Below are 26,036 nucleotides of genomic sequence, written 5' to 3' on the forward strand. Positions count from 1 at the left end.
ACTTTATTTTATTTTATTGATTTGATTTTTAATATTAGGCGAGATTTTATATATATTTGACAGTTTTTCTCTGCTGTTTTAAACTAAGTTTAGAAATATTTTTATTAATATACTAAGGACAGGCCATTTATTTGACCTGTCCTTTTATTATTTATTTCTCCACCTTAATTTAACTTCTAAGTAAGGAAGTTTATTTTTAAATACACCTAATTTATTTTCCCTGCTTTCAAGCTTTAAATTTCTTCTTCTATATGAACTTAATATAAATCCAAAAGCTGTAAAGCTCAATAATATATTTGTTCTGCCATAGCTTACAAAAGGCATTAACCCATGAAAGGTCGTTGGTATTAAATTCAAGCTTCCAAGTATATGTAATAATGCTTGTATAAATAGTAAAAGAAAAAACGCTAAGCTTATATTTTTTAAATATCTATTATTATACAAACCAATTTTGTTGATAATTCTAAAAAATAAAACTCCTATCATAGATACTACAAATCCAAATCCAACCCAACCCAATGAAATAATTATATATACCATTATGAATGAAGATTCCATTACTGGTAAAGGTAACCCTTGAATATGAAAACCATTTCCAAACATTTTAACATCTTTCAAGAGATAATGTATTCTATACCGAATAAAACCATAATCATCAATATTGTTCATATAATCTATTTGTTTTAACATTGAATTTATGAAATACTCACTGCTTCCTAAAAACACAAATACAGGAATTAAACTTCCTAATAATATTATTATCTTATCTATTGTTCTAATGTTACTTCTAAATATTAATGTTAAGATTATTGTTAAATAAACAAATGTTAGACTAGTACTTTTACATATCATTAAAATTACCACTGGTACAATAGTTATTAAGAATCCGTACCATAAATTTCTTCTTTTTTCCCAATCTACTATATCTAAAATTCCACATGAACTCAATATAAAAAGAAATACAAGTGGATATAAACTTATTGATATATTACTTCCTAGGCTTAAAACTAACCTCCCATTCATAGTATTTCTATTTACCATTACACATCCAAATAAAACAATTACTCCAAAGAAGATTAAAAATGAATATTTTTTTAACTTCCTTATATCCCAAATATAAAATATCCCTAGAAGTATAATACCTAAACAACTATAAAATATATTTACTCTCATATAACTCATAGCATGAACTACTGGCTCATCTCTAGTTACATGAGATAAACTTATAAAGTATATTGATACCACTCCTAATATTGATAAAAAAGATATAATTATTAATGAAATCCAATCAATCTTATCCTTATGTACTTTATTTAATCTTTCCCCAACCAAATCACTGCTACCCATTGATTTAATCACCTTTTTCACAGCTTCCTCTTCTTCTATACCTCTATCTACAAGTTCTTCAACAAATTCTTGGATATGACATCTAAGCTCTTCTTTTACCTCTTCATGTACCTCTTTAAATTTAATATATGAACATACCTCATCTAGATACCGCTCTATTACTGATTCCATCCCCTTCTATACCCCCTTTAGAGAGCTATCAAGTATACTATCTATAGCCCCTTTAAATAAATTCCACTCTTCTTCTTTTTCCTTTAACATTCTCTTACCTTTTTCACATATCCTATAATACTTTCTCCTTCTTCCATTAGAAGAATCCCAATAAGATTCAATTGCACCTTCTTGTTCAAGGGCATGAAGGATAGGATACAATGTCCCCTCTTTAAATTTAAATAGTGTATTTGATTTAAGTTCAATAACTTTTATCAGTTCATAGCCATACATAGATCTATTCTCCAGCATTTTAAGAATAATTGTTATATTGCTGCCTTTTTGTAGCTCTTTACTAATTTTCATTCTTTCCCTCCGTTCAACCAATTTTTATGTTCTTAAAAGACAATACCTAGATTTTCGAGGTATCGATAATCTAGGTATTATTATAGCACTTCATGTATTTAATTGCAATAATTAACATATATTCAATGTTATAACTATATTATTTTTGTTATATCCTTACGTATTCCATGCTTTATTAAAAGATTTTTGTAATCTAAAACTTGCATTAATTCCAAACTTATGATATAATGCATAGAACAAGTTGAACAAGCCATTGTTTAGCTTCAAATAAAATTTTTCAAAATATATTATTACGATGTACAACTTTTCATAAACCTACGAAATACAATCATTTAGTTAGAATATCATATTATTTTTCATTTTGATTAAATTTTTCCGGCTTTTTAAAAGTGTTATAAATGTAATTTTTATAAACCTTATTAGGTTGTTTTTGTTATGCAATTTTTTATAAATAGCTTTTTCCTTATTAAAATTTTAATGGGAAGTAAGTTTTATTTTCCATGCCCGGAATTATCACATAGAAAATAAGATTAATAATTACATAACTTTAAAGAATTTTTGAAATATGTAAGTTCATATAAACAATACAAAAATTGAAAGGAGTGATGTCTATGACATTAATATTTGAACTAGCAACATTATTTTTAATAACTGCCTTTACTAATGTTCTTGGAACATTGAAAACACTGTTAATCTCGAAAAAAATCATGAACCCCGTATACTTCGTAGTGTTCGTTGACGCAATGATCTTTGCAACTATTGTATCAAAAGTAACTAGTTCTACTGGTATTCACTATACTTTAGCATTCGCATTAGGTAAAAGTATGGGAGTATTCATAGGAGGAAAAGTAGACGATAAATTAGCCTTAGGAATAATTGAGATTGATCTTTTTCTCTCAAATAAAGATAAGATGATTGCGGTAGCTGAATCTTTAAGATCTGTTGGATATACTGTAAACAACTATCCAGTAAGAGGTAATCACGGAGATAGAAGATATAAAATTGAAATTGTTATCAAGAAAAAAGAATTTAAAATATTTGAAAATATACTTGAAAAACACGATATATACGATCCAACAATGAAGATTAAGAACGTTTCAAAAATACATGGTAAAATAACACCAACAAATATCGTTCCAACACAAAAGTCATTATTAAAAAGAAAAAGAAGACTTTCAGCTTAATCTAAAAGTCTCCTTCGCGAATATATAGTACAAGCATTGCAAGGTTCCGTTTGTACTATCCTTCTCCCCTTGCTAATTAATGAAGCATTCCTAACTCGTACTCATCTTGTACATATCTTACTTATTACTTTCCTCAAAGATCTTTCTTCCCATTAGAACACCCATAACAGATGCCATCATAAGACCTCTAGTCCATCCACTAGAATCTCCTAGACAATGCAATCCTTTAATGTTAGTCTCAAAATCCTCTGTTATCTTAATCTTATTACTATAGAATTTTATTTCTGGACCATAAAGTAAAGTTTCTCTGCTAGCAAATCCCGGAACAACAGTATTCATTGCTTTTATAAAGTTAAGTATATTCAACATTGTTCTATATGGAATTGCTGATGTAATATCACCTGCAACCGCATCTGGAAGAGTTGGTTTTAAATTTGACTGAGATAATTCATGCTGCCATGTTCTTTTCCCATCAAGAATATCTCCATATCTTTGAGCTAGTATTCTTCCATTACCAAGCATATTTACTAATTCAGCAACTTTTTTCCCATACTCTATAGGTTTATTAAAAGGCTCAGAGAAATTATGAGAACTTAAAATAGCTAAATTCGTATTATTTGATTTCTTCTCTTTATAAGAGTGTCCATTTACAACAGCTAAATCATTATCATAATTCTCCTGACTTACAAATCCTCCTGGATTCTGGCAGAAAGTTCTTACCTTATTTCTGAATGGTTCTGGATATCCTATAAGCTTTGACTCATAAAGAACATTGTTCACTCTTTCCATAACTTCATTTCTAACTTCTACCCTTACACCAATATCAACAGTACTTGCTTGATGATCAATATCATGTTTAATACACATACTCTTAAGCCAATCAGCACCTTTTCTTCCTGTTGAGATTATTACTTTTTCACCTTTAAATACTTTCTTTTCACCATTTCTTAAATCTTCTACATCTATTCCTTTTATAACACCATCTTCAATTAAAATATCTTTAACACCATGCTCAAAAATTACATCTACACCTTTTTCAATAAGTGTCTGTTGTATACTGTAGTATATCTCTTGAGCTTTCTCTGTACCTAAATGTCTTATTGGACAATCAACTAATTTCAATCCAGCTTCAATTGATTTCCTTCTTATTTCTTTAATCTCTTCACTATTACCAATTCCCTCGATTTTCGTATCTGCACCATATTCAATATATATTTTATCAGTATACTCAATGTATTCCTGAACAAATTCATTACCTATTAATTCTGGAAGATCTCCTCCAACCTCATAGCTAAGTGACAACTTTCCATCAGAAAAAGCACCAGCTCCAGAAAAGCCTGTAGTGATATGACAATACGGCTTACAAGAAACACATTTTTTTGTTTTTTCTTTTGGGCAATACCTCTTATCAATACTTCTTCCCTTCTCCACTAAAAGAATTTTTTTCTGTGAATTATTTCTCACCAACTCAAGAGCTGTAAAAATCCCCGCTGGTCCTGCACCAACAATAATAACATCATAAACCATAATTCTTCCTCCTTATAATGAGTTTTGCGAACATTCGGTTATGATTTTAAAAAATCTTTCGTGTCCTGCTTTTTTATTATACCCCACCTTTTCTCTTTTATCAAACAAAATTTACTTAAGATAATTCTGTAATTTACCTTAAACAATACATCCACTTTTTTAATTGCAACTTTCTATTAGGAAATAATCAAAAAAACTCAGTTCATCTGAACTGAGTTTTTATATTAATTATTCTTCTCTGCTTTTTTCATATATTTTTTTAAAATCCTATCAATCTCTCTTTTCTGATTATTATCTACTGTCACTACTCCATGTGTTAATCTGTTTGGTACTCTAAAAACAATTTTTAATTTATTATCATTCCATTCATAGCTATCAACACTATCCCAACTTACTGTTATATTATTGTACATTACCCCACTTCTTGAAATAATAAAATTATTGTGCTCCATATACAATAGGCAACATATATAAAAACATACTCCTATACTAAAAAGTGTTCCATCATTAATACCAGACTTCACTGCACCTAAAACACCACTTAATGCTACTAATGCAAGTACTGCTAATAGTAATAGTTTAATACTGCTCTTTGTTTTAACTTTCCCTTGAAACATATTTGTTCCAAGCTTAACTTTTGTCTTTTTATTACTGTATAATAATACTCCTGCAATTAAAACAATACTAATTGAAAAAATTACTTTTAAAGTAAACATATCTAGCTCCTCCACAATATACATTTAATCTCAATGAAAATTTTACCTTGGTGCTACAATATTGTCAATTATAACTGAACTGTGGCTATTAATTAATTTATAAAACTTCTTTTATTAGTTTAAGCCAAAAATACTCTACCTCTTCAGGAAGTTCATCTTTTACAGGTTTCAATCTTTCAGAACCAATTTCATTCATCTTTTCTTTAATTAAAGAAATATACTTTTCTGGTATAAATTCTTCAATAGTAAGATCATAGCCTTCACTAAAAGCTGTAACAAGGTGCCCCTCAACTGATATCTGCTTCAATTCTCTCTCACAACAAATTTCTTCTATGCTTTTGCCTTCTTTATACATTTCATAAGTAATCTCAAAGCTCTTTATTTTATCTGATTTACTACTAGAGACTTTATTTGTTTTCTTCTTATTATCTACTTTATCTTCATTCTTTTTATTACTCATAATTCTATTATTCATTATTCTATTATTGTTGATTTCTTCATCGCTAACATTTTTTTCTACAATATATTTTAATGTTGCTTCAATAAATTGCTTTCCATAAAGCCTAAGTTTCTGTTCTCCAACTCCTTTTACCATAAGGAACTCACTCTCATTTTGAGGATATATTATTGACATATCTCTTAATGATGCATCTGAGAAGATTAAATATGGTGGAACATTCTCATTATCAGCTATGTTCTTTCTTAACTCCTTAAGTTCATTAAATAATCCATCATTTTCAATAATAGTATCTTTTACTACAGGAAGCTTAATTAATAACTTTTCTTTTGATTTTAGAATATCTACAGACTTATTATTTAGCTTTAGCACAGGATATCTACTTTTGGTAACATCTAAATATCCATCAGCTGTTAATTTATTTATAAGCATTGATATCTTCTTTATTGTTTGATCTTTCATAAGTCCATAAGTACTTATTTCATTTAATCTATTATTTATGATTTTCTTATTTCTTGATCCCTTAAGTATCTCAGCTATTACTCCAGCTCCATACATCTCTTTAGCTCTATATACACATGAGAATATTTTCTGAGCCTCTATTGTTATATCTTGAACCTCATAATCACCATGACAGTTACTACAATTGCCACACTCTTCATACTGAACATCTTCTCCAAAATACTCTAATATATATTTTCTAAGACACCTTGTTGTATTACAATAATCAATCATATTTCTTAATTTTTCATACTCCATGGTCTTTAAATGTGGTGGAAGATTACTGTTATCAATGAAGAAACTCTGAACATTTATATCCTTTGGATCAAAAATTAAAATACATTCGCTATTTTCGCCATCTCTCCCTGCTCTTCCTGCCTCTTGGTAATATGCTTCAATATTTTTAGGAATGTTATAATGTATTACAAATCTAACGTTTGATTTATCTATACCCATCCCAAAAGCATTGGTAGCCACCATAATATCTACATTATCAAAAGAAAAATCATTCTGCGCGCTGCTTCTACTTTCCTCACTTAATCCTCCATGATACATAGCAACCTTAATTTCATTTTTAGAAAGAAATGTATAAAGGTATTCACAATCCGCTCTTGTAGATGCATAAACAATTCCGGTATTTCCTTTGTTTGCCCTTATATAGTTAAGAATATATTCTTTTTTATCATCACATTTTTCAACCTGAAATTTCAAGTTTTCTCTATCAAATCCCGTTGTCAATGTATATGGTTTTCTTAATCTTAAAAGAGTTATAATATCTTCTTTAACCATATCTGTTGCAGTGGCAGTGAATGCACATACAGTAGGTCTTTCTTCAAAAGAACTTATAAAATCTTTTATATATCTATAACTGGATCTAAAATCATGCCCCCACTGGGACACACAGTGAGCCTCATCTATAGCCACCATTGATACTTTCACTGTATACATCATCTCAATAAACTTATGTGATTTTAATCTTTCCGGTGCAATGTAAACGAGTTTGTAATTCCCATACATTATCTCTTGAAATCTCTCTTCCACTTCTCTATCATTCAGTGTACTATTAATAAATGTAGTTTTGATTCCCATATGATTAAGACCATCTACTTGATCCTTCATAAGTGAAATCAATGGGGAGATTACTATAGTTACTCCCTCTAAAATTAAAGCAGGAAGCTGAAAGCATATGGATTTTCCTGCACCTGTTGGCATAATACCTAATACGTCATTACCATCTAATATATTTTCAATTATATCTAATTGCCCTTTTCTAAATTCATCATAACCAAAATACTTTTTAAGATTACTCCTTAATTCTTCTTTAATCATCATCTTTTCCCTTTCATGAAATTTCTTCAATGTCTTCACTTTTTCATTTTCATCTCTACTATACATTATACCTTCCATGTTACTCTCCTTCCAATAGGGTATATTGATTATTATTGAAAATTGTTTCCATATACATGTACCTTGAAGCTTTTTCTCTTTTAAGATAATGTAGATGAAAACAAATGTATAATTGATAATGGATAATGTATAATGATGGATGGTTCTGAATTATATCAGAACCTACATTTTATTGTTCTTTAGTATTAATTGCTTTTACTCATTTTATCTGTGATAAAATATTGTATTTAAAACACAATGTTTCATTTTAAAAGAAACGAGTGAACTCCCATTGATCAAAGACCAATAAGATTAAAATTTCTCAAAGAGAAATGTCAATCATTCTCCATTCTCAATTCTACATTATACATTTGTTTTATGTTTTTAATTATAGCCTAGTAAAACTAATTTATACAAATGTATGTTTGTCTTTTTTTTAAAACAAAAACATTGTATTAAAAATACAATGTTTCATTTCAAAAGAAACAGGTAAACACCTATTGTCCAAGGAACAATAAAATTAAAATTTCTCGGAGAGAAATGTCAATCGTTGTCCACTGTCCACTATTCATTTACCATTTCTATCATAATATCCACTAATTGAGGATCAAACTGACTTCCTTTACATCTAAGAAGTTCCTCTATAGCCTTTTCTTTTGGCATAGCTTTATGATATGGTCTGTCATTTGTCATAACATCATAAGAATCTACTATTGTTATAATTCTTGATTCTATAGGTATTTCTTCACCTTTCAATCCCTTGGGATAACCTCTACCATCCCAACGCTCATGGTGATGAAGTATTCCCTCTGCAATATTTATTAAATTTGGAGATGATATTGCAATATCATACCCCTTCTGTGAATGAGTTTTTATTACTTCAAACTCTTCATCTGTTAGTTTTCCTGGTTTCATTAAGATACTATCTGGAATAGCTAACTTCCCTATATCATGAAGTAATGCCAACATCTCTATATCATTAATTTTATTTTGCTTTATTCCTACTCTTTTAGCAAGTTTAACAGCAAGTTCCCTAGTTCTTTCAGCATGTTCTTTTGTTTCATAATTACTTTGTTCTAATGCTACTTTTAATGAATCTATAACAGAACTTCTAGCACTTCTACTCTCCATCATCTTTTTTCTATACATAAAATTATCAGCGCACTCAACATGTTTGTCTATATTTTTTTCAACATTCTCCATAATGCTATATCCTAAACACATACTAAGGTTATTAAGACCTTCTCCTTCATCCTCGCATCGTTTCTTAATTCCATTAATCATGTTAAGTACAATTTCTTCTTTTGTATTAAATAATATAATACCAAATTCATCTCCACCAACTCTTGCCACAAGTGAATTTTCAGGAACTAATGCTTTTATTATCTCTGACATCTTTACAATTAGTTTGTCTCCCATCTTCTTTCCAAGAGCATCATTTATCATCTTCATGCTATTAATATCCCCTTTTACAATTGCAAGAGGCAGCTTGTCTTCAATATTAGACTTTCCTATCGCATAAATCTGTTCATCAAAATATACTCTATTAAAAAGACCTGTAAGCATATCTTTTTTTGCCATTGTTTCAAGCTTCTTCATAGCAACTTTCATGTATGATATATCATTTAAAAATATTACTTTTCCTAAATTTTCTCCATCTTCACAAATAGCAGATTCATTTTTAACAAAGTAATATTCCTTCCCATCTACTAAAATCTTTATCTCAACTCTATCAATTTCTTTAGTTACTTCAGCTTTAGATTTTATCACAAGTTCTTGAAAAACCTTTTCAAACTTTTCTAACTTAATATTTATATCATATTTCCCAAAAACCTTCTTAGCCATATCATTTGAATCAATAATTTTACCATCTTTTGAAGTAATGATTATAATATTTCTTAGACTATCAATAATTATCTCTCTTGACTTAGGTATTACTTCTGCAACAACAGCATCAAACAATATGTATCTATATATTATTACACAAGGGATAAACCCTAGAGCTGTAACATCATAATTTAAATATGTTAACTCAAAAATCGAAATAATATTTGCCACTAATGCTGGAATCATAGCTATTATTATTAATATAGTTTGTCCTCTATAATACTTTGGAAGATTAAAATAACAAGAAATTAATATTAAAATACTAATAAACAAAAATCCATATGCTATTGCTGCAAAAATCCAGAAAGCAACTCCATACACTGATACTACACTAAGTTCATTATGCACTTCAGCTACATATAATGATTTGAAGAATAACTTGTGATAGGAATTTGTACTAAGCAATACAAATGAAATTATGGGTATTATCCAAGTTATTTTAATTATTTCCTGTTTTATAATATTATTTTTACTACAGTATTTCATAGACAAAATCATAAGTAAATTCGGCAAGGGCAAAATACCTAAATATTTAAAGTTATATAAAAATAATTTTATATATGTACCATAAGCAAAAAAATTAACAGTATCAGCACTTACCCAAACGAATAGACATGCAATCATCGCTAAGTATATCTTTTTTAATGAAGTACATTCTTTATTTACCAGAGATACCATTATACAAATCAGCATAATAGCTATTACTGAATATATCACCCCAATATAATTCATCTTGTCCCCCCTAGTTGATTATTTAAATCTCTTTAAATTTATTAAATTTTTGTGTCATTAATTATATTTTAATGTATAATTATTCATTTCTCAATGAAATTTTACTTTTTCTTATTAATTAACTTAATTTTTAGTGCCTTTCTGCAAAATTCTCTATTTTTTTTATTTTTTTTGCCGAAATTTTATATATTTCAATATACTTTTTCTATTTTTTTCCAAACTACCCCGTTTAAAGTAAATCACATAAAAAGCGCATCTTATAAAAGATCCGCTTTTAAAATTATTTTAAATCACTTATTTTATATTCTCATAAACTACATTTCCATCTTCAAAAAAAATTCTAAATCTTGAGATGCCTCCTCACCTGCAGCACTCTGATTATTTACAATCCCTATTCCCTTTGCTCCAGATACAACATAATACTCAAAAATTCCATCATTAAAAACTAGTGTATAATGTTTATCTTTAATTATATTTTGCATTTCTAAAGTATTTACCTGTTCATACTTAAATTCATTAATAAGAGAAAAAATTCGCTGTATCATCTCTTTATCTATAATTTTAAGTTCACTCTTTCCATTTTCAAAAACCTTTATTTCTTCTACATTTTTATAATCAACTGACCATAAAGGAATTAATTCACCTGTATATTCTTTAATTTCAACATTTATTACATCTTTTTTCTGTTTTAATTCCCAGTTAAGATCTCCAGAAAAAATCATTCCACCTAAAGAATTACTCTTTTTTGCATTAAATACTACACTACTTCCCTCAATTATGTTTCCAACTTCATCATAATTCATATTGCTATCATCATATATTACTTGACTTACAATTTCTTTTACCTCTAAAGAATCTTCCTTTTTTAAATCACAGTAGAATTCTTCAAATTTGAATTCTAAAAATTGTTCTAATATTTTTCTTATTATTTCCATGTGTTTAGTTTCATCATATCCTTCTATACTAAAATTACGATTGTGACTATTTACAAGTACAGGTATATTAATATAAAACTCTTCACTTTCAGTTTGAGATTTGGTATGTCTAAATACATACCTTACTTTAACTTCACTAATTCTATTTTTTAATATTTCTTTAAAATCTGATATATGCTCAACATCCTTAAATTCCACATAATAATTTCCTTCTTCAGACTTTACATTAAACATAATATTACTTAAAGAATCATTAATCTTATACAGCACAGTGTTATTAATTTTCTCTTCATTTTTTTTATTAATCAAATTATTTATGGGATTTAATGAAAGATAGAATACTATAAACACTACAATCATCATAGTTAATACTTTAATTTTTTTTAATTGCTTCAAAATTTTAATTCCTCTCTATTTGTTATTTCCTTCATCAACATAAATTTTAACTCTTTTTAACTTTAATATTAACTTTACTGAATCCAATGTCCTTTTTTTCATACATTTCTGCTATGAAAGTAATCCTATCTACTCCATCAATTATTTCAGATTCCATTAATATTTCTTCAATTTCTTTCTCTCCCATTGAAATTTCCAAAGTATTTTTTACTCTTAAATTCCCCTTTAAATCGTAATCATATCTCATACTCTCTTTATAAAATATATTTTCAACATTATTAATAATCTGAGAGAAAAACTCTATTTCTCCTGTTATATTTCCCCTGTGTTTTTTCATCCATTTACAATCCAAAGTATATTCTTCTTCATCTAATTTTTCTATAGGTATCTTAATGCAAAAGTTCTCACCAGTTTGAGAATTATTTTTTTTCTTTTCTAATGAAATCCATACATTTATGTTATGTTGTTCATTAGATTGATTCTTTTCTTTTCTTTCATGATCAAATTCCACCTTATTTGAATCTAACCTATACTTCTCATCCCCATATGTTATTTCAACATCTTTAAGTATATCTTCAACTATTTGATAAAACTTTTCATTGATTTTGAAAGAAGTTTTATTTATTGTTTTTATCCTAATTACATTTCCCATTAAATAACATACTATACCAAACAATAATATGAGTATAGCATACACTTTTTTTCTTTTTACTAACTCCATAACATCCCTCAATTACAATTAGACTAAAGTAACCCTTAAGCAATAATAAGTATATCATTTTCTTTTGTCTATTTTTGTAATTTCTTGTATGAAATCTTCATTTTTATCATTATTTTTTTCTTAATTAACAAATTTTTGTAACATATTGGGATATATTATCATACTATGTATTGTATTCTCATATACAAGAGGGTAAATCTGACTTGGGTCACAATAATGTGCCATAAAATATTATCTCTTGAAATACTATAGTTGTTATACTGGATAGACAATGCGAAATACGGAAATGCCAATTACAATTATTCCTTTATAATTACCTTTTTAAAACAATATATCATTCTATATCTGTACTTCTTTTAAATATTGCCATATTCTCCTCACTCTTTAGTGCAATGTTTTTTAAGTATACTGTGTACGATAAAAGATATAAGTGCAATGAATATATCTATGCCATTAAAAATGTAGGTTTTGACAAATATCAAAACCTACATTCTCCTTTATCATATTAATTTTTATCAAAGCTTTTATTGTTTTATCTTTCTAGTAGCATTAATAAATATAATCAATGCTAATACCCCTGCTACAACTCCTACTGGAGTTGCAACGCTAATTGATATACCAAATCCTATTTTTGATACTAATATAAATGTTGTACACACAGCTGTCATGAAGGTAGCTGGAACTGCTGCCATCCAGAAATTCTTTCCTTCTCTTGCTAGATACATTGCTGCTGTCCATAATACTATAGTAGCTAATGTCTGGTTACTCCACCCGAAATATCTCCAAATTATACCAAAATCTACTAAAGTTAAAATATATCCAATAACAAACATTGGTATTGCTATCATAAATCTATTTACTAATGTCTTTTGCTTAAATTTAAATGAATCTGCAATTGTTAATCTTGCACTTCTAAATGCTGTATCTCCTGAAGTTATAGGACAAGCTACAACTCCTAGTATTGCAAGGAATCCACCTACTTTACCTAACATTCCATTACTTACTTCATTTACAACCCATGCTGCATTATGACCTTCCGCCATTGTTGATGCTAGTCCATTGACTCCTCCAAAGAAACTCATTGCTGCTGCTGCCCAAATTAACGCTACTATACCTTCAGCAATCATAGATCCATAGAATATCTGTCTACCTTGCTTCTCATTAGTAATACATCTAGCCATTAATGGGGATTGTGTTGCATGGAATCCAGATATAGCTCCACATGCTATTGTTATGAAAAGGAATGGGAAAATTGGATTTTGCAATGCATTTGAATGCATATTTCCAAAATTATTATAAACTTCTGGTATTTGATATCCTTTAAAGAATAAGCTAAATCCAATTCCAACTGCCATTATCAATAAACATATTCCGAATATAGGATAAATTTTACCTATTAGCTTGTCCACCGGAACAACAGTTGCAATAAGATAATATGCAAAGATAATTAAAAGTAATACTGTAACATTAACTCCTGTTAAACCATTAAGTATACTAGCTGGTCCTTTAACAAATACAACCCCTACTAATACAAGAAGGATAACTGAGAATACTCTCATAAACTGTTTAAATCCATTACCTAATTGAATACCAACAACTTCTGGTATACTTGCTCCATCATGTCTTACAGATAACATTCCTGAGAAATAATCATGTACTGCTCCTGCAAAAATACACCCTAAAACTATCCAAATAAACGATACCGGACCCCAAAGTGCTCCTGCTATAGCACCAAAGATTGGCCCTAAACCTGCAATATTAAGAAATTGAATAAGAAATATCTTCCAGTTCGGCATTGGAACAAAATCTACTCCATCTTCTAATCTAACTGCTGGTGTCTTTCTATTCTCATCAGCACCGAAAGCTTTTTCAACAATCTTACCATAAATCAAATAACCTAGAATAAGTGCAAAAATTGATAAGATAAATGATACCATACGCTTTACCCCCTACGTTTTTATTATGTATAGGATCCTCCCATGTTATGACCCGATTCATTAAGCCCGATCCCTAACATACCTTAATTATAAGGAAAAAGAGTATGAATATTTCTATTTTTATACGAAATGATTAAATTTGTGAATAAAGTGTTACTATATGCCCATGAGGTGCTTAAATTCACTTATATTATTTCTACTTACGGGAATTTCCTTATCTATTCCTGTTAACCTCAACATAAATGTATTATTAAACCAAGGTGTTATTTCCTCGATTTTTCTCATATTTACTATAAAGGCTCTATGTGTCCTAAAAAATTGTTCCTCTCCAAGTTTCTTAAATAACTGAGATAAACTACTGTTAACAACATATTCATCTTGAGATGTGTGTACAATGGTATGCCCTTCTACAGCTTCACAATAGCATATATTTTCACACTTCAATATAACAATCTTCTCCCCCTTCCAAACTGAAAGAATATCCCCCATTGCACCTTTTTCATCAACCCTCTCAAGTTTCTTTAAAAGATTAACTATTCTCTCTTTTGAATAAGGTTTTAAAATATAATCAAATGCCTCAAGTTCAAAAGCTTCCACAGCATACTGCTTATGTGCTGTAATAAATATAATTTTGATTTCTTTGCTCTTGTTTGAAATAATTTTTCCAAGAGTCATACCATCTATATTTGGCATATTAATATCAAGGAATACAACATCAACCTTCTCCTTATCTAGAAAAGCAAGCGCTTCAATAGGACTCTCAAATTCACCAACTATTTTTATTGATGAAAAGTTTTCAATGAAAAATTTCAATTCCTCCCTTGATGGAAATTCATCATCTATGATAATACTATTCATTATAGCTCCTCCTCCCTTTTTACTATGAAACTTACCCTGGTTCCTTTATCAAGTCTTTCAATGTTAAGTCCTTCTCCATAAAAATACTTTAATCTATTATGAACATTAGAAATTCCAATCTTATTCTGCTTAACATCCCCTGAATACACTCTACGAATCACTTCCTCTGGTATCCCAATCCCATCATCCTGTACTATTACCTTTACTTTATCATCTGAAATATTTTTAACCTCTATACTCACAGTTCCACTATTCCCATTTTTCATAATTCCATGCTTAATGGAATTCTCAACTATAGGTTGAATAATCAAACTAGGTATTTTTATATTCACATCATCATCTATGTGATATTCAACATTTAATTTATCTCCAAATCGAGCTTTCTCAATCTCAACATAAGCCCTCACCTGTTCAAGTTCCTTACAAATATCTGATAGATTCATAACATTCTCTATGTTGTATCTCATATAAGTAGATAAATTTATAATTAGCTCTCTAGCTTTATCAGGATTCATTCTCACAAATGATACAATTGTGTTTAAAGCATTAAATAAAAAATGTGGATTTATTTGAGCTTGTAAAGCTTTAATTTCAGCCTTATTTGCCATATCTTGAAGTATGCTCAATTTACTTATCTCAAGTTGAGTTGAAATAAGCTGCGAAAGCCCTAGAACTAAGCTTCTATTTGTATGAGAAATTTTATTTTCTTTAACATAATAGATTTTCAATGTCCCTATAATCTCGTCTCCATCCTTCAATGGAGCAATAATGGCAGATTTTAATGGACATTTTTTATTTGAACAATTTATCTCTTTCTTATTTTTCAATTCCAAGATTTCTCCCGTATCAAGTACGTTTTGGGTAGCTTCTGTTTTAAAATACTCCCCTTTTATATGATGATCTGATGCCGCTCCAACGTGAGCCAGTATCTTTTCTTTATCAGTAATAGCTACTGCATCTGTATCTGTGTATTCCTTAATTATTGAGCAAATTTCCTCATAAGTATCTTCGTTTATATCTCTAAAATAAGGAAGTGTTTTATTTGCTATCTCCAATGCAATCTGTGATTGTTTAGCTGCAATCTCTTCTTTCTCTCTTACAATACTATTTACCAATGCAATAAGCAGCGCAATACCAAATGCATTAGTAAATGCCATTGGAATATATATATGCTTTATTATAGCCATTGCTAATTCTTTTGGATTTACCATTATGAATATCATAAGCATCTCAATACTTTCCATTATTATTCCACATATAAATCCATACAAAACCTTATTTTTATTATTAAATATCTTATATATATATCCTGAAAAAATTCCTGCTATTATGGTTGCTATAGCACATGGTAGAGCAGTAGCACTTCCAACATTCATAAACAACCGATGAATTCCTGCGATAATTCCACTAACAATCCCAACAAATGGGCCACAAAGAATTCCCCCTGTTACAACCCCAATCATTCTCGTATTAGCGATTGCCCCATTAATTTCTGTTCCAATGTAGGTTCCAAGTATCCCAAAACATCCAAATACCATTGATAAAAGCAATATGTCGCTTCTCTTAAATTTCTCTTTAACAATAGTCCTTTTGAATACCCTCAACCGCGTAATTATAAACGCTATAAGAAATATATAACCTAGATTGTTAACAAGATTCTTAATCAAGTTCATATGATCACCTCCCACTGTCCACGCTCAACTAAGTTTTTTATATCTTATCCCACTCATTCTTCTTTATTTATATTATATCTCATAAATTCGTATTATTTCGACTAATTTTACTATTATGTAATTTCCTTTTATTTACTTGCATAAAGGTTAATTCTATAGTATCTTTGTTTTATGCTTTTTTTGATGATAATCCATTAATTATAGCATTTGTTAAAAAACTCAATTCTTATCCACATAAATTCAATTTATCTAAAACTCAATGTGGATAATTTCTAATTTTTCTCAATTTTAATCCACATTCTAATGCCATCATATACTCATTTATGTGCATAACTTTTATAATTATCCATTATTTGTGGATAATTTTCAGAATTTTCCCTTTTCTTAATGACTATATTTTAAAATAAATGTTAATTTTAAACAATAATGATTGCAACAAAAATCCTTTGATGTATAATTATAGAAGTGTAAATCATACAATAAATTCACAATTCAAAAAAATTACACTAAAAAGTTTTTTAACATAACAAACATAATTGGAGTATTAAAATGGAAAAGTTTAATTTGAATTTTAAAAGTTTATTGAAGTGCGTTATTATTGTACTGCTACTATGGGGATATATAAGAGTTGTACTACCGATTTCCATGGCAGTTGTTGTCTTATCTCCAGACTGGTCTGTAATCACAAATTTTTTAAATATCATTTGTTTTCTAATTCATTTTCCAGTATATCTTTTCTTAATATATTATATATGGAAATCAAGTTATAAGAAAGGAATACTCTTTTTCTTAATATTATTTTTAACACTTGCCATCCCTAATGTCTCTTATGGAGTTGAAAAATCCTATTATTCTAATTTCACCTCAAATAAGTGGCAGCATAAAGTTTCAGCAAGATTCTTAATGTTAGATGATATGCTTGAGAAAAACAAACTATTTGGAAAAGATAAAAAAGAGATAATAAACATTTTAGGAGCCGAAACTCCTTCTGAAGAAGTTGATGTAAATATACCTAAGAATACATATAAAGATTATTTAGTATACCATTTAGGTAAATCTGTAGATGGAGTCTTTCACTCTGAAGATGATTTTCTTGTAATTTATTTTGAAAATTCTATTGTTGTAAAACATGATATCCTTACTAAGACATTTGATTTTTAATATTAGGAATCTATCTAAAATTAAGACAGAATCCACATCTTTATTGATATTAATTACAAAGAAGGGCTACTCATTTCATTTCCATAAAACATTGTTTTTATTGCACAATATTTCAATCTTTATGAAACGAGTAACCCTTTTATCCACTTCTATTTATCTTTATAGAGAATATATCCAACGTTTTAACCTCTGGCTTATATATTCCTGTTCTTCTACTACATGCTCTTTAAAATCAAAGAACGCCTCTGGAGTATCCTTTGGTAAGAAGGTACCAATTTCAATGGGAGTCAAACTGTATAAAAAATTTAAGAACTGCATACTTGCATATAACATATCTGTACCTATACTCTTAAGCTTTATACTACTCATAGTATCAAAATACTCTCCAGACTTTTTATTAAGACAAATGTATGCTCTTTTAAAATTATGAAAAGCACAATAGAATTTTTTAGGAACATTACAATTGTAATAAGTTATAATATTTTCTAGTATAGAGGCTTGTTGTGCACTGATAATATTCCAGAAGTAGAAGGTATTGTATGCAATTTCAAGCTTAGTTTCTCCAAGTCCATTTTTTTCATAGAAATCTGGTCCAAGCACACAACTCTTCGCTTTATATTGAGGAGCTCTTTTTTTATCAACAAATACTCTAGATGCATAAATCTGCTCTATCATAAAATGATTTACCAGTTCAAATAATTCTGTAGATCCTAAATACTCTTCAAACATTATTTTATTTAAAATCTTAATAAAACTTGAATTCACCTTTAAGAATCGTTTCACAATTTTATCAGAATCACTTTTATAACATTGTACTAATTCAAGTATATAACAAAACTCATTATTCAGTTGATCTAAGTATAGCTTAACTTCCTTACTTAAACCGGCTCCAAATAATCCATTTGAACCTATCAATAGTTCTATATGCTGAATTGCTCCTCCACACCAAAAGTGAACCTCTTTTTTATATTGGTTCTCTTCTGAGCAATTGTACCTTTTGCTATTTCTGGATTCTTTGTTTGTACAAGGTTCTTCATCTCTACTTTCACATCCACACCTTGTTCTAAATGAATCACATCGTTTATCTTTAGAATATCTTTCTTCACAATATCTACTATTAGAACTTCTTCTATTATAATATCTTTCACCATAACAATTTTCTGTAGATGGTGTATTGTCTAATTCATTATAGTCATCGTACATATCATTAGCACGATTCCTTGAATATCTGTTCTCCCTATAATACTTACTCACTTTTTTTCTCTCCTTTGTCATCTTCAGTTTATACCACGTGTTCTTCACACTTGTTATATCAATAAATCTCCAACATTGTAGTACAGTTTACAGTATAGTCTAACTTTAATAATTATCATAAAACTGCTAGTATTTTCTCTAAAATATCATTGTAATATCTCTGTTCATACAAGATATGCTCCCTTGTATCAAAAAACGCTTGGGGAGTACATTCTGGTAGTCTACAACCGATAGACTCTTCGGATAAAGACCAAAGGAATTTAACAAATCTTTTATTTAATTCAAAAGCTTCCTTTGCTATTCTAGTAAGAATATTACAATCCCATTTTGATTTATTCAATCTGTGAAAATTTTCTCCTAACTCAATGTTCAAGTCATTAAACTCTTTTTTAAATTCCTGAAACCTATCTAATGTCTTTAATGATAGCTCCCTTAAAAATTCAGGGGAAGTATTCTCTAGAAGAGAACTGTGTTGAGCACTAATTACATTCCAAAAATACATTTGAACATATGCACATTCAAGCTGACTGTTACCTAATCCAAATTTTGTATAAAATTGAGGTCCCCAAACATTTCTCTTATCAACATAGTTAGGGGTTGTTTGAATTAATTCAAATATCCTTGTAATATATATCTGTTCAATCATAAAATGATTAAGTGTTTCAAATAAAATTGCTGATCCCGCATATCCTTCATACATTAATCTATTAAATACTTTAATTAACTTAGCATTTAACCACAAAAAATATCTCAATTCATCATAAATGTAATAATCATACCCATCTTTACATTTAAGCTTTTCAACTATTTTATTCAACTCTTCTGATATATCGACAAGCTCTCTTTTAATCTCTGAAGGAATCATAAGTTCAAATACTCTATTTGATTCTAGAATAGTTTCTATGTGCTCAATAGAATCACATGACCAGAATAGAATTTCTTCTCTGATGTTTTTTTTCTTATTAGGTACTTGTACACACAATAAGTCTTTTCTGCTACCTCCACCTTGACAGTAACAGTTATCATATTTCATATCATACTCACAATAATCATCATAATAACTATCGTAATAGTCATCGTATTCTGAGTAACCATAGGAATATTTATCCATATTTGCATCTCCTCTTATTATCATTGGATTTATAGTTAAAGTAGTTTATCTATATATTATATTCATAATATTGCAACCTTGTTATTACTATGGAAATGCTTTATAAATACACATAAAAAAAAGCACGGTAACCCGTGCTTAAATCAACTTTATTTTTCTCCCAAAATCTCACCCATATTGATTTTTGTTTCTATACCCATCTTTGTATTTTGGCATATAGCTTCATCAATTTTTACTTGTCCGTTTTTTAGAAATAAAATCACTGTTGAGCCCCCAAATTTGAAATATCCCTTTTCTTCTCCTTTTTCTACATGTTCACCTTCTTTATATGTCTGCACAATAGAACCTACACATGTAGCTCCTACTTCACAAAAGATGATCTTTCCAAAGTTATCAGAATCAAATAAGGTTATTTCCCTCTTATTTTGACAATACACTTGAGCAATCTTATGAAGTGATATAGGATTTACTGAATAATATTGTCCATTAACTCTTTTAAACCCATCAGCAACACCACTATCTGGAAAGTGAAAACGATGGTAGTCTGCTGGACATAATCTAATTACAATACATACTCCATTATTGAATTCATCAGCAAGCTTCTCATCATCTAATAAATCACCTAGTCTATAATAAGACCCTTTTACCTGAATTACCTGTTCCTTATCTATGTTTTCATAAGCGAAAACACGCCCATCCGCTGGTGAAATTAAGTGATTTTTGTTTAGTGATAAAGGTCTTGATGCTTTTTTTAATTTTCTTGTAAAAAAATCATTAAAACTACTATAATCCTCTACAGATTCTCGTTCTGCCTCACTCATATCTATTTGTAAATCTCTAACAAAAGTCTTTATTTTTTTTCTACTAAAAGTAAAATCTTGAAGTTTTCCATATACGGTTGAGAATATTTTTTTCTTACCAATTGTCTCAAGTATTGTATTTCCAGACTTTGTATCATACATCCATCTTAAAAACCTATCCCCTGCTACAATTTCTTTCTTCTTTTCACCTGTTGTTCTTTCTATATAATAGATATCCATATTTTTAATCCTTTTATGTTTATTTTACATTTTCTTCACTTCAACCTTACAAACCATCAAATAAGCCAAAACTATCATTATAACGCTTGTCTTAATTCCGCTTCCAGCTATAGAGTTTGTGAATATTAAATAAATATTGTACAGTATTAATAATCCACCGGCACAGGTAATAGGTAACCCAACATAAACTTTTCTACATGTTGATATATTAAACTTAGCCAACCTATATGCCCCTGCAAATATATAAATAATAACTGATGTATATCCTAGTATGTGTATTCCAGTGCTTGAAAATATCATATTCCATGTTATAAACGCTGGTGCTACACCAAAAGAAACTAAATCTACTAGTGAATCTAGTTGTTCTCCTAATTCACTTTCTGCTTTTAATTTTCTAGCCACTTTACCATCTAATCTATCTAAAGTAGCAGAAAACAATATAAATACACAGGCTAATGATAATCCCTTACTACCTCCTGAAACAACTAAAATAGCTGATATACCAAAAAATAAATTCATAAATGTTATTATATTGGGTAATGCCATTTTAAAACTCTGCATCTTTTCCTTTCGAATCTTCATATATCTCATCTAATCCCCCTATGATTGTCCTACTTATTTCCTCTCTTTTATTATTTGATTCATTATATTCTTTATAAATAAATATTATAATATGTTTAAGAAAGAATTTGATTTTACTTTATAAATTATAAAGTATCTTCTACTATTATACACTAATCCCTCCAATGATAAAATATCATTATTTGTGAATTACTAGAAACTCTTCCCCTAATTCAACAGAATATTTTTCCACATAACTTTAGCAAATATTATAATGTCATATCCTTTCTTACAATGCAATGTTATAATATATAAAAAATGTAATATATTTAAAAATAATATAACTTGATTAACTCTTTTTGATAAAAATTCCGTATTAAATTGTATAAGTAAAAATTTAAATATTGAGAGGAAATATAATATGAAAAAAAAACGTTTTTTATACTATTATCAATAATAATTACTTTCATTGTCATTGTATATTACAATAATAAGCATTCTATTATTAATACTAAAGATACCTCTATAACATATAATTATGATATCTCTACTAATTCAAACTTAAAATATGTATATTTAATAACATATGATAACAATGATTGTACTTTTAAAAAGTATGTATCAAAAGAAAATGAAACATTAGAAATAACTATTCCAAAAAATAAGGAATTCATAATATCCTTACATGCAAATCTAACAATAGCTGCTAAATGGCATTTGGATTACGATTCAAATATTTTAAAATTTAAAAAGGTAAATTGGATAGAACTTAATAAAACTAAGTACAAGGATGCATTACATGTTCCAATTGGCTATTCTTTAGGCAGACAATTCTTTTATTTTGATTCAAAAGATAAAGGTAGTGAAGTTCTCACATTTTTGTATAAGCATAATACAGAAGATGAGCAATATTTTAAGTTCACGGTGAAAGTTCATGTCATAAACGAGTAAAAAAAGATTGGATACCCAATCTTTTTTTCTTTGCTTATTTTTATTATAAGCATCTTTGTGAATTTAAATTTTCACACTTTTATCACATTTAAAGGTTATAATTAAAATACCAAGAACAAATAAGGGGGTTCCCTATGAAAAAAATTCTAATTGTTGAAGATGAGAAACAATTATCACAGGTTATGTGTCTTTATCTATCTAAGGAAGGATATGAATGCATAACAGCTTTTAATGGAAACGATGGAGAAAAACTTTTAAATGAGAATACATTTGATCTAATAATCTTAGATATTATGATGCCTGGGAAAGATGGCTGGAGTCTACTTAGAAAAATCAAATCTCAAGGAGATACTCCCGTAATTATCACCACAGCCAGATCTGAAGAAGACGATAGAGTTTTCGGATTAGAGTTAGGGGCAGATGATTATATGACTAAACCCTTAAGCATGAGAGAGCTTGTTTTAAGAGTCAAATTAAGAATCTCTTCTGTTATTTCTTCAAAAGAGAATGTTAAAAATGATTTTATATCAATTGGTTCTCTTAAAATCAATGAACAAACTCACGTAGTTACTATTGATAACGAAACTATAACCTTAACCCCTAAGGAATATACTCTCCTTGTATTTCTTTGTAGGAATATTAATATTGTCTTCTCTAGAGACAAACTTTTAAATGAGGTATGGGGATATGATTTCTATGGTGATACTCGTACAGTTGATACCCATATAAAGAAACTAAGAGAAAAAGTTTCTTTATGTAAGAGCAATCTTAAAACTATATGGAAGATTGGATATAAATTTGAATGGAGTGAAACAGATGAGTAGGATTACTAAGAAGTTCTTAAAATATTTTCTAATAACAATATCGTTTATAGTCCTAATATGCTTTATATTAAGTTCACTCTTCTTATCAAAATTGTATATTAGTCAACAATACTCTACACTTTCAGCCGAAAGTAATACCATACTAGGTAGCTATCTTACAGGATATCAATATAAAAATAACGATTTCAAAGGAGTTTTAGTTGATAGCGTAACTCAGAAAGAAATTTGGTCAACTCAGAATAAAGGTATGATGCATAGTATGAATGGACGTGGGAGTAACTTTTTCTCACATTTTGATTACTCAACATTGAAGGATAAAGGCACTATACAACACCCTAATGGAACAACCTATTTGTATTTTAAGAAATCAACAGCCTATGGAAATTTATATATATTTAGAAGTAAAATTCAAGTGGATAATTATTTAAAAATAATATATTTAATTCTGGGAATAATATTCCTAATTGGAATTATTATATCTATTCCCATGGCAATACTTCTTGGAAGAAAATTCACGACTCCTGTAATTTCTCTTAAAAAGAATGCAGAAGCCATAGCTTCAGGGGATTATAGCACCTTTTCATTAAATCAGGAAACTTCAAATGATGAACTTGGAGATCTAGCTTATGCTATGGAACATATGAAAGAGCAGCTTAAACTTAAAGATAAATTACAGCGTGAATTTATTGCTAATGTATCTCATGATTTTAAAACGCCTCTAAGTATAATACGAAATTGTAATGAGGCAATATATGATGACCTATTAGATAATGAAGGTGTTAAATCTTATTCTAACAGTTCAATAATTCAAGTAGATAGATTAAATAAAATGGTATCTGATATTATGCATTTATCAAAACTACAAAGCTTAGAGTATCCTCTAAATCGTAAATGGATAAATATTACTGAGTTTATTTACTCTATAAAACAAGACCTTACTATATTTTTAAACGATAAAAATATTTCACTAAAGTTACAATATTCCGATCATATATCAAAGAAAAAAATATTTATTGATGAACTTCAGCTTCATAGATGTATGGTAAATTTCATAACTAATAGTTCAATGGTTACTCCCACTGAAGGTTATATAACCCTTACAATTGATCTTATTAATGCTGATGTTCTCTCCAGTATCTCACTAGGAGATAGTTCATCAAATGAATATATCATGATATCAATAAAGGATAATGGACCAGGAATAAATGAAGAATTATTGCATGTAATATGGGATAGATACACAAAGAACTCTCAAAGTGGCGGCATGGGACTTGGTTTAGCTATTAACAAAGAAATCTTAATAAAACATGACTTCCTTTATGATGTTAAAAATTCAGAGAAAGGTGGAGCAATTTTCTCCTTCTATATTCCTGACAAATACTTTAAATAATAGCACGCGCTGCGTGCACATAAAAAAGTTAAAAACCATTAAAAGAAATTGAAAATTGAGAACGGAAAGTTGAAAACGATGGATGTTTCTGATTACTCAGAAACTACATCTTATTGTTCATTAGAACAATAAATATTTACTCATTTTATACAAATATAAAATATTGTATTTTAAATAAAAGGTTTGATTGCAAATGAATCAAGCAACCCTTTTATTGTCTAATTTACATGAGCAGCGCAGAGAGTTGTAATGACGCCGAAATTGTGCTTCATCAACGTCAAATTTCACAGTTTTATCACATTTTAGTCATAGTTCCATCAACGGACTTTTATATTATTAATTTAACAAATCAACTAGGAGGTATTAATTATGAAAAAGAAATCTTTAATCGGTATTGGATTAGCTGCAATTTTATCATTTGGAACAATTATTTCAGTTTCAGCTGATACGTATGACAATTATTCAAGAAATGGAATGGGCAGAAACAGCTCAAACTACAGAAGAAACTCAGATACTTCATGTCCTGGGTATGGTGTGATTAATAGAGCTAACGGATATGAAATAATAAATAATATTCTTATTGAAAAGTTTGATTTAACTGAGGACTATATTGAAGGTGCATTTAATGATGGAAAAACTTTAGGTGAGATTCTTGATGAGAATAATATTGATATTGAAGAGTTTAAGAAAGAATTTATGGCTATTAGATTAACTGAAGTTGATGAAGCAGTAAAGAAAGGTGATATAACTGCTGAAGAAGCTAAAACAATTAAAGAAAAGCTGCAGTCTAATGTTAATGAAATGAACTTTAAGGATCACAGAGGTAATGGAAATGGTCGCGGTAGAGGTAATGGCAATGGAAATGGTCGCGGCAGAGGTAAAGGAAGAGGGCAAGGCCGTGGAGGTTGCTGTAACTAACCTATCATATTCAGATTAAAATAAAATGTACCCTATGGCGCAGACTTATTATT

General features: G+C 28.8%; 22 protein-coding genes. 6 read left to right on the forward strand and 16 right to left on the reverse strand.

Translation table 11 applies throughout. From position 1 onward, the window contains the following. Positions 1-147: 147 nt before the first annotated feature. Both OW730_RS22930 and OW730_RS22935 read right to left on the reverse strand, forming a co-directional pair. On the reverse strand, positions 148-1,518 hold the full coding sequence (locus OW730_RS22930; protein WP_271226375.1) for an FtsW/RodA/SpoVE family cell cycle protein: 1,371 nt from the start codon (positions 1,516-1,518) through the stop codon (positions 148-150). Between the two features lie 6 nt (positions 1,519-1,524). Beyond that, positions 1,525-1,863 carry a PadR family transcriptional regulator gene (locus OW730_RS22935; RefSeq protein ID WP_271226376.1) on the reverse strand — a complete coding sequence of 113 codons (339 nt, stop codon included), beginning with the start codon at positions 1,861-1,863 and terminating at the stop codon, positions 1,525-1,527. Between the two features lie 611 nt (positions 1,864-2,474). On the opposite strand from OW730_RS22935, the gene OW730_RS22940 reads away from it, so the two are divergent. Continuing rightward, positions 2,475-3,047, forward strand: coding sequence for a DUF5698 domain-containing protein (locus OW730_RS22940; RefSeq protein ID WP_271226377.1), 573 nt, complete (start codon positions 2,475-2,477; stop codon positions 3,045-3,047). Between the two features lie 117 nt (positions 3,048-3,164). Here the strand turns inward: OW730_RS22940 and OW730_RS22945 are convergent, their stop codons facing one another. The 9 genes from OW730_RS22945 to OW730_RS22985 all read right to left on the reverse strand — a co-directional run bounded on the left by OW730_RS22945 (position 3,165) and on the right by OW730_RS22985 (position 16,773). Beyond that, positions 3,165-4,574: an NAD(P)/FAD-dependent oxidoreductase gene (locus OW730_RS22945; protein ID WP_271226378.1), complete on the reverse strand. Its 1,410-nt coding sequence runs from the start codon at positions 4,572-4,574 to the stop codon at positions 3,165-3,167. Between the two features lie 224 nt (positions 4,575-4,798). After that, positions 4,799-5,290: a DUF5673 domain-containing protein gene (locus OW730_RS22950; RefSeq protein ID WP_271226379.1), complete on the reverse strand. Its 492-nt coding sequence runs from the start codon at positions 5,288-5,290 to the stop codon at positions 4,799-4,801. A gap of 97 nt (positions 5,291-5,387) precedes the next feature. Beyond that, positions 5,388-7,577 carry a DNA helicase RecQ gene (recQ, locus tag OW730_RS22955; protein WP_271229617.1) on the reverse strand — a complete coding sequence of 730 codons (2,190 nt, stop codon included), beginning with the start codon at positions 7,575-7,577 and terminating at the stop codon, positions 5,388-5,390. A 621-nt stretch (positions 7,578-8,198) separates the two neighbouring features. Continuing rightward, positions 8,199-10,253, reverse strand: a complete 2,055-nt coding sequence (locus OW730_RS22960) for an HD domain-containing phosphohydrolase (protein WP_271226380.1) — start codon at positions 10,251-10,253, stop codon at positions 8,199-8,201. Positions 10,254-10,567: 314 nt separating this feature from the next. Then, positions 10,568-11,584, reverse strand: coding sequence for a hypothetical protein (locus OW730_RS22965; protein WP_271226381.1), 1,017 nt, complete (start codon positions 11,582-11,584; stop codon positions 10,568-10,570). A 46-nt stretch (positions 11,585-11,630) separates the two neighbouring features. Continuing rightward, entirely contained in the window at positions 11,631-12,305 is a 675-nt protein-coding gene (locus OW730_RS22970) for a hypothetical protein (RefSeq protein WP_271226382.1), read from the reverse strand. 524 nt (positions 12,306-12,829) lie between these two features. After that, complete coding sequence (locus OW730_RS22975) at positions 12,830-14,242, reverse strand: carbon starvation CstA family protein (protein ID WP_271226383.1); 1,413 nt, start codon at positions 14,240-14,242, stop codon at positions 12,830-12,832. A gap of 156 nt (positions 14,243-14,398) precedes the next feature. Further along, positions 14,399-15,100: a LytR/AlgR family response regulator transcription factor gene (locus tag OW730_RS22980; RefSeq protein ID WP_271226384.1), complete on the reverse strand. Its 702-nt coding sequence runs from the start codon at positions 15,098-15,100 to the stop codon at positions 14,399-14,401. Beyond that, on the reverse strand, positions 15,100-16,773 hold the full coding sequence (locus tag OW730_RS22985; protein ID WP_271226385.1) for a sensor histidine kinase: 1,674 nt from the start codon (positions 16,771-16,773) through the stop codon (positions 15,100-15,102). The genes OW730_RS22980 and OW730_RS22985 overlap by 1 nt, the downstream gene beginning before the upstream one ends. A gap of 549 nt (positions 16,774-17,322) precedes the next feature. Here OW730_RS22985 and OW730_RS22990 point away from each other — a divergent pair. Further along, positions 17,323-17,934, forward strand: coding sequence for a hypothetical protein (locus OW730_RS22990; protein ID WP_271226386.1), 612 nt, complete (start codon positions 17,323-17,325; stop codon positions 17,932-17,934). A gap of 159 nt (positions 17,935-18,093) precedes the next feature. Here OW730_RS22990 and OW730_RS22995 read toward each other — a convergent pair whose 3' ends face one another. From OW730_RS22995 to OW730_RS23015, 5 genes are all read right to left on the reverse strand, one after another. Next, entirely contained in the window at positions 18,094-19,188 is a 1,095-nt protein-coding gene (locus OW730_RS22995) for a hypothetical protein (protein WP_271226387.1), read from the reverse strand. Between the two features lie 115 nt (positions 19,189-19,303). Then, positions 19,304-20,299: a DUF2935 domain-containing protein gene (locus tag OW730_RS23000; protein ID WP_271226388.1), complete on the reverse strand. Its 996-nt coding sequence runs from the start codon at positions 20,297-20,299 to the stop codon at positions 19,304-19,306. Between the two features lie 149 nt (positions 20,300-20,448). Further along, positions 20,449-21,339, reverse strand: coding sequence for a phosphatidylserine decarboxylase (locus tag OW730_RS23005; RefSeq protein WP_271226389.1), 891 nt, complete (start codon positions 21,337-21,339; stop codon positions 20,449-20,451). A gap of 24 nt (positions 21,340-21,363) precedes the next feature. Continuing rightward, the gene (gene pssA / locus OW730_RS23010) at positions 21,364-21,930 is read right to left on the reverse strand and encodes a CDP-diacylglycerol--serine O-phosphatidyltransferase (RefSeq protein ID WP_271226390.1); all 567 of its coding nucleotides are present in this window, start codon (positions 21,928-21,930) and stop codon (positions 21,364-21,366) included. A 506-nt stretch (positions 21,931-22,436) separates the two neighbouring features. Then, on the reverse strand, positions 22,437-22,574 hold the full coding sequence (locus OW730_RS23015; protein ID WP_271226391.1) for a hypothetical protein: 138 nt from the start codon (positions 22,572-22,574) through the stop codon (positions 22,437-22,439). Positions 22,575-22,617: 43 nt separating this feature from the next. Between OW730_RS23015 and OW730_RS23020 the strand changes: the two genes are divergently transcribed. The 4 genes from OW730_RS23020 (at position 22,618) to OW730_RS23035 (ending at position 25,983) form a co-directional block, all read left to right on the forward strand. Continuing rightward, complete coding sequence (locus tag OW730_RS23020) at positions 22,618-22,851, forward strand: hypothetical protein (protein ID WP_271226392.1); 234 nt, start codon at positions 22,618-22,620, stop codon at positions 22,849-22,851. Positions 22,852-22,985: 134 nt separating this feature from the next. Beyond that, positions 22,986-23,675 (forward strand): response regulator transcription factor, encoded by a 690-nt coding sequence (locus tag OW730_RS23025; protein ID WP_271226393.1) that lies wholly within the window; start codon positions 22,986-22,988, stop codon positions 23,673-23,675. After that, positions 23,668-25,065 carry a HAMP domain-containing sensor histidine kinase gene (locus tag OW730_RS23030; RefSeq protein ID WP_271226394.1) on the forward strand — a complete coding sequence of 466 codons (1,398 nt, stop codon included), beginning with the start codon at positions 23,668-23,670 and terminating at the stop codon, positions 25,063-25,065. The genes OW730_RS23025 and OW730_RS23030 overlap by 8 nt, the downstream gene beginning before the upstream one ends. A gap of 369 nt (positions 25,066-25,434) precedes the next feature. After that, positions 25,435-25,983, forward strand: coding sequence for a hypothetical protein (locus OW730_RS23035; RefSeq protein ID WP_271226395.1), 549 nt, complete (start codon positions 25,435-25,437; stop codon positions 25,981-25,983). Positions 25,984-26,036 lie beyond the last annotated feature (53 nt).

This window comes from Oceanirhabdus sp. W0125-5 (genome assembly GCF_027938815.1).
GTDB lineage: Bacteria > Bacillota > Clostridia > Clostridiales > Clostridiaceae > Oceanirhabdus.

Excerpts from the sequence above, each read along its gene's own strand:
- OW730_RS22930 (WP_271226375.1), bottom strand. The coding sequence starts at position 1,518 with ATGGAATCAGTAATAGAGCGGTATCTAGATGAGGTATGTTCATATATT.
- OW730_RS22935 (WP_271226376.1), bottom strand. The coding sequence starts at position 1,863 with ATGAAAATTAGTAAAGAGCTACAAAAAGGCAGCAATATAACAATTATT.
- OW730_RS22940 (WP_271226377.1), top strand. The coding sequence starts at position 2,475 with ATGACATTAATATTTGAACTAGCAACATTATTTTTAATAACTGCCTTT.
- OW730_RS22945 (WP_271226378.1), bottom strand. The coding sequence starts at position 4,574 with ATGGTTTATGATGTTATTATTGTTGGTGCAGGACCAGCGGGGATTTTT.
- OW730_RS22950 (WP_271226379.1), bottom strand. The coding sequence starts at position 5,290 with ATGTTTACTTTAAAAGTAATTTTTTCAATTAGTATTGTTTTAATTGCA.
- recQ (WP_271229617.1), bottom strand. The coding sequence starts at position 7,577 with ATGATTAAAGAAGAATTAAGGAGTAATCTTAAAAAGTATTTTGGTTAT.
- OW730_RS22960 (WP_271226380.1), bottom strand. The coding sequence starts at position 10,253 with ATGAATTATATTGGGGTGATATATTCAGTAATAGCTATTATGCTGATT.
- OW730_RS22970 (WP_271226382.1), bottom strand. The coding sequence starts at position 12,305 with ATGGAGTTAGTAAAAAGAAAAAAAGTGTATGCTATACTCATATTATTG.
- OW730_RS22975 (WP_271226383.1), bottom strand. The coding sequence starts at position 14,242 with ATGGTATCATTTATCTTATCAATTTTTGCACTTATTCTAGGTTATTTG.
- OW730_RS22980 (WP_271226384.1), bottom strand. The coding sequence starts at position 15,100 with ATGAATAGTATTATCATAGATGATGAATTTCCATCAAGGGAGGAATTG.
- OW730_RS22985 (WP_271226385.1), bottom strand. The coding sequence starts at position 16,773 with ATGAACTTGATTAAGAATCTTGTTAACAATCTAGGTTATATATTTCTT.
- OW730_RS22990 (WP_271226386.1), top strand. The coding sequence starts at position 17,323 with ATGGAAAAGTTTAATTTGAATTTTAAAAGTTTATTGAAGTGCGTTATT.
- OW730_RS23000 (WP_271226388.1), bottom strand. The coding sequence starts at position 20,299 with ATGGATAAATATTCCTATGGTTACTCAGAATACGATGACTATTACGAT.
- OW730_RS23005 (WP_271226389.1), bottom strand. The coding sequence starts at position 21,339 with ATGGATATCTATTATATAGAAAGAACAACAGGTGAAAAGAAGAAAGAA.
- pssA (WP_271226390.1), bottom strand. The coding sequence starts at position 21,930 with ATGAGATATATGAAGATTCGAAAGGAAAAGATGCAGAGTTTTAAAATG.
- OW730_RS23015 (WP_271226391.1), bottom strand. The coding sequence starts at position 22,574 with ATGAATTCCTTATTTTTTGGAATAGTTATTTCTAATGTTTCATTTTCT.
- OW730_RS23025 (WP_271226393.1), top strand. The coding sequence starts at position 22,986 with ATGAAAAAAATTCTAATTGTTGAAGATGAGAAACAATTATCACAGGTT.
- OW730_RS23030 (WP_271226394.1), top strand. The coding sequence starts at position 23,668 with ATGAGTAGGATTACTAAGAAGTTCTTAAAATATTTTCTAATAACAATA.
- OW730_RS23035 (WP_271226395.1), top strand. The coding sequence starts at position 25,435 with ATGAAAAAGAAATCTTTAATCGGTATTGGATTAGCTGCAATTTTATCA.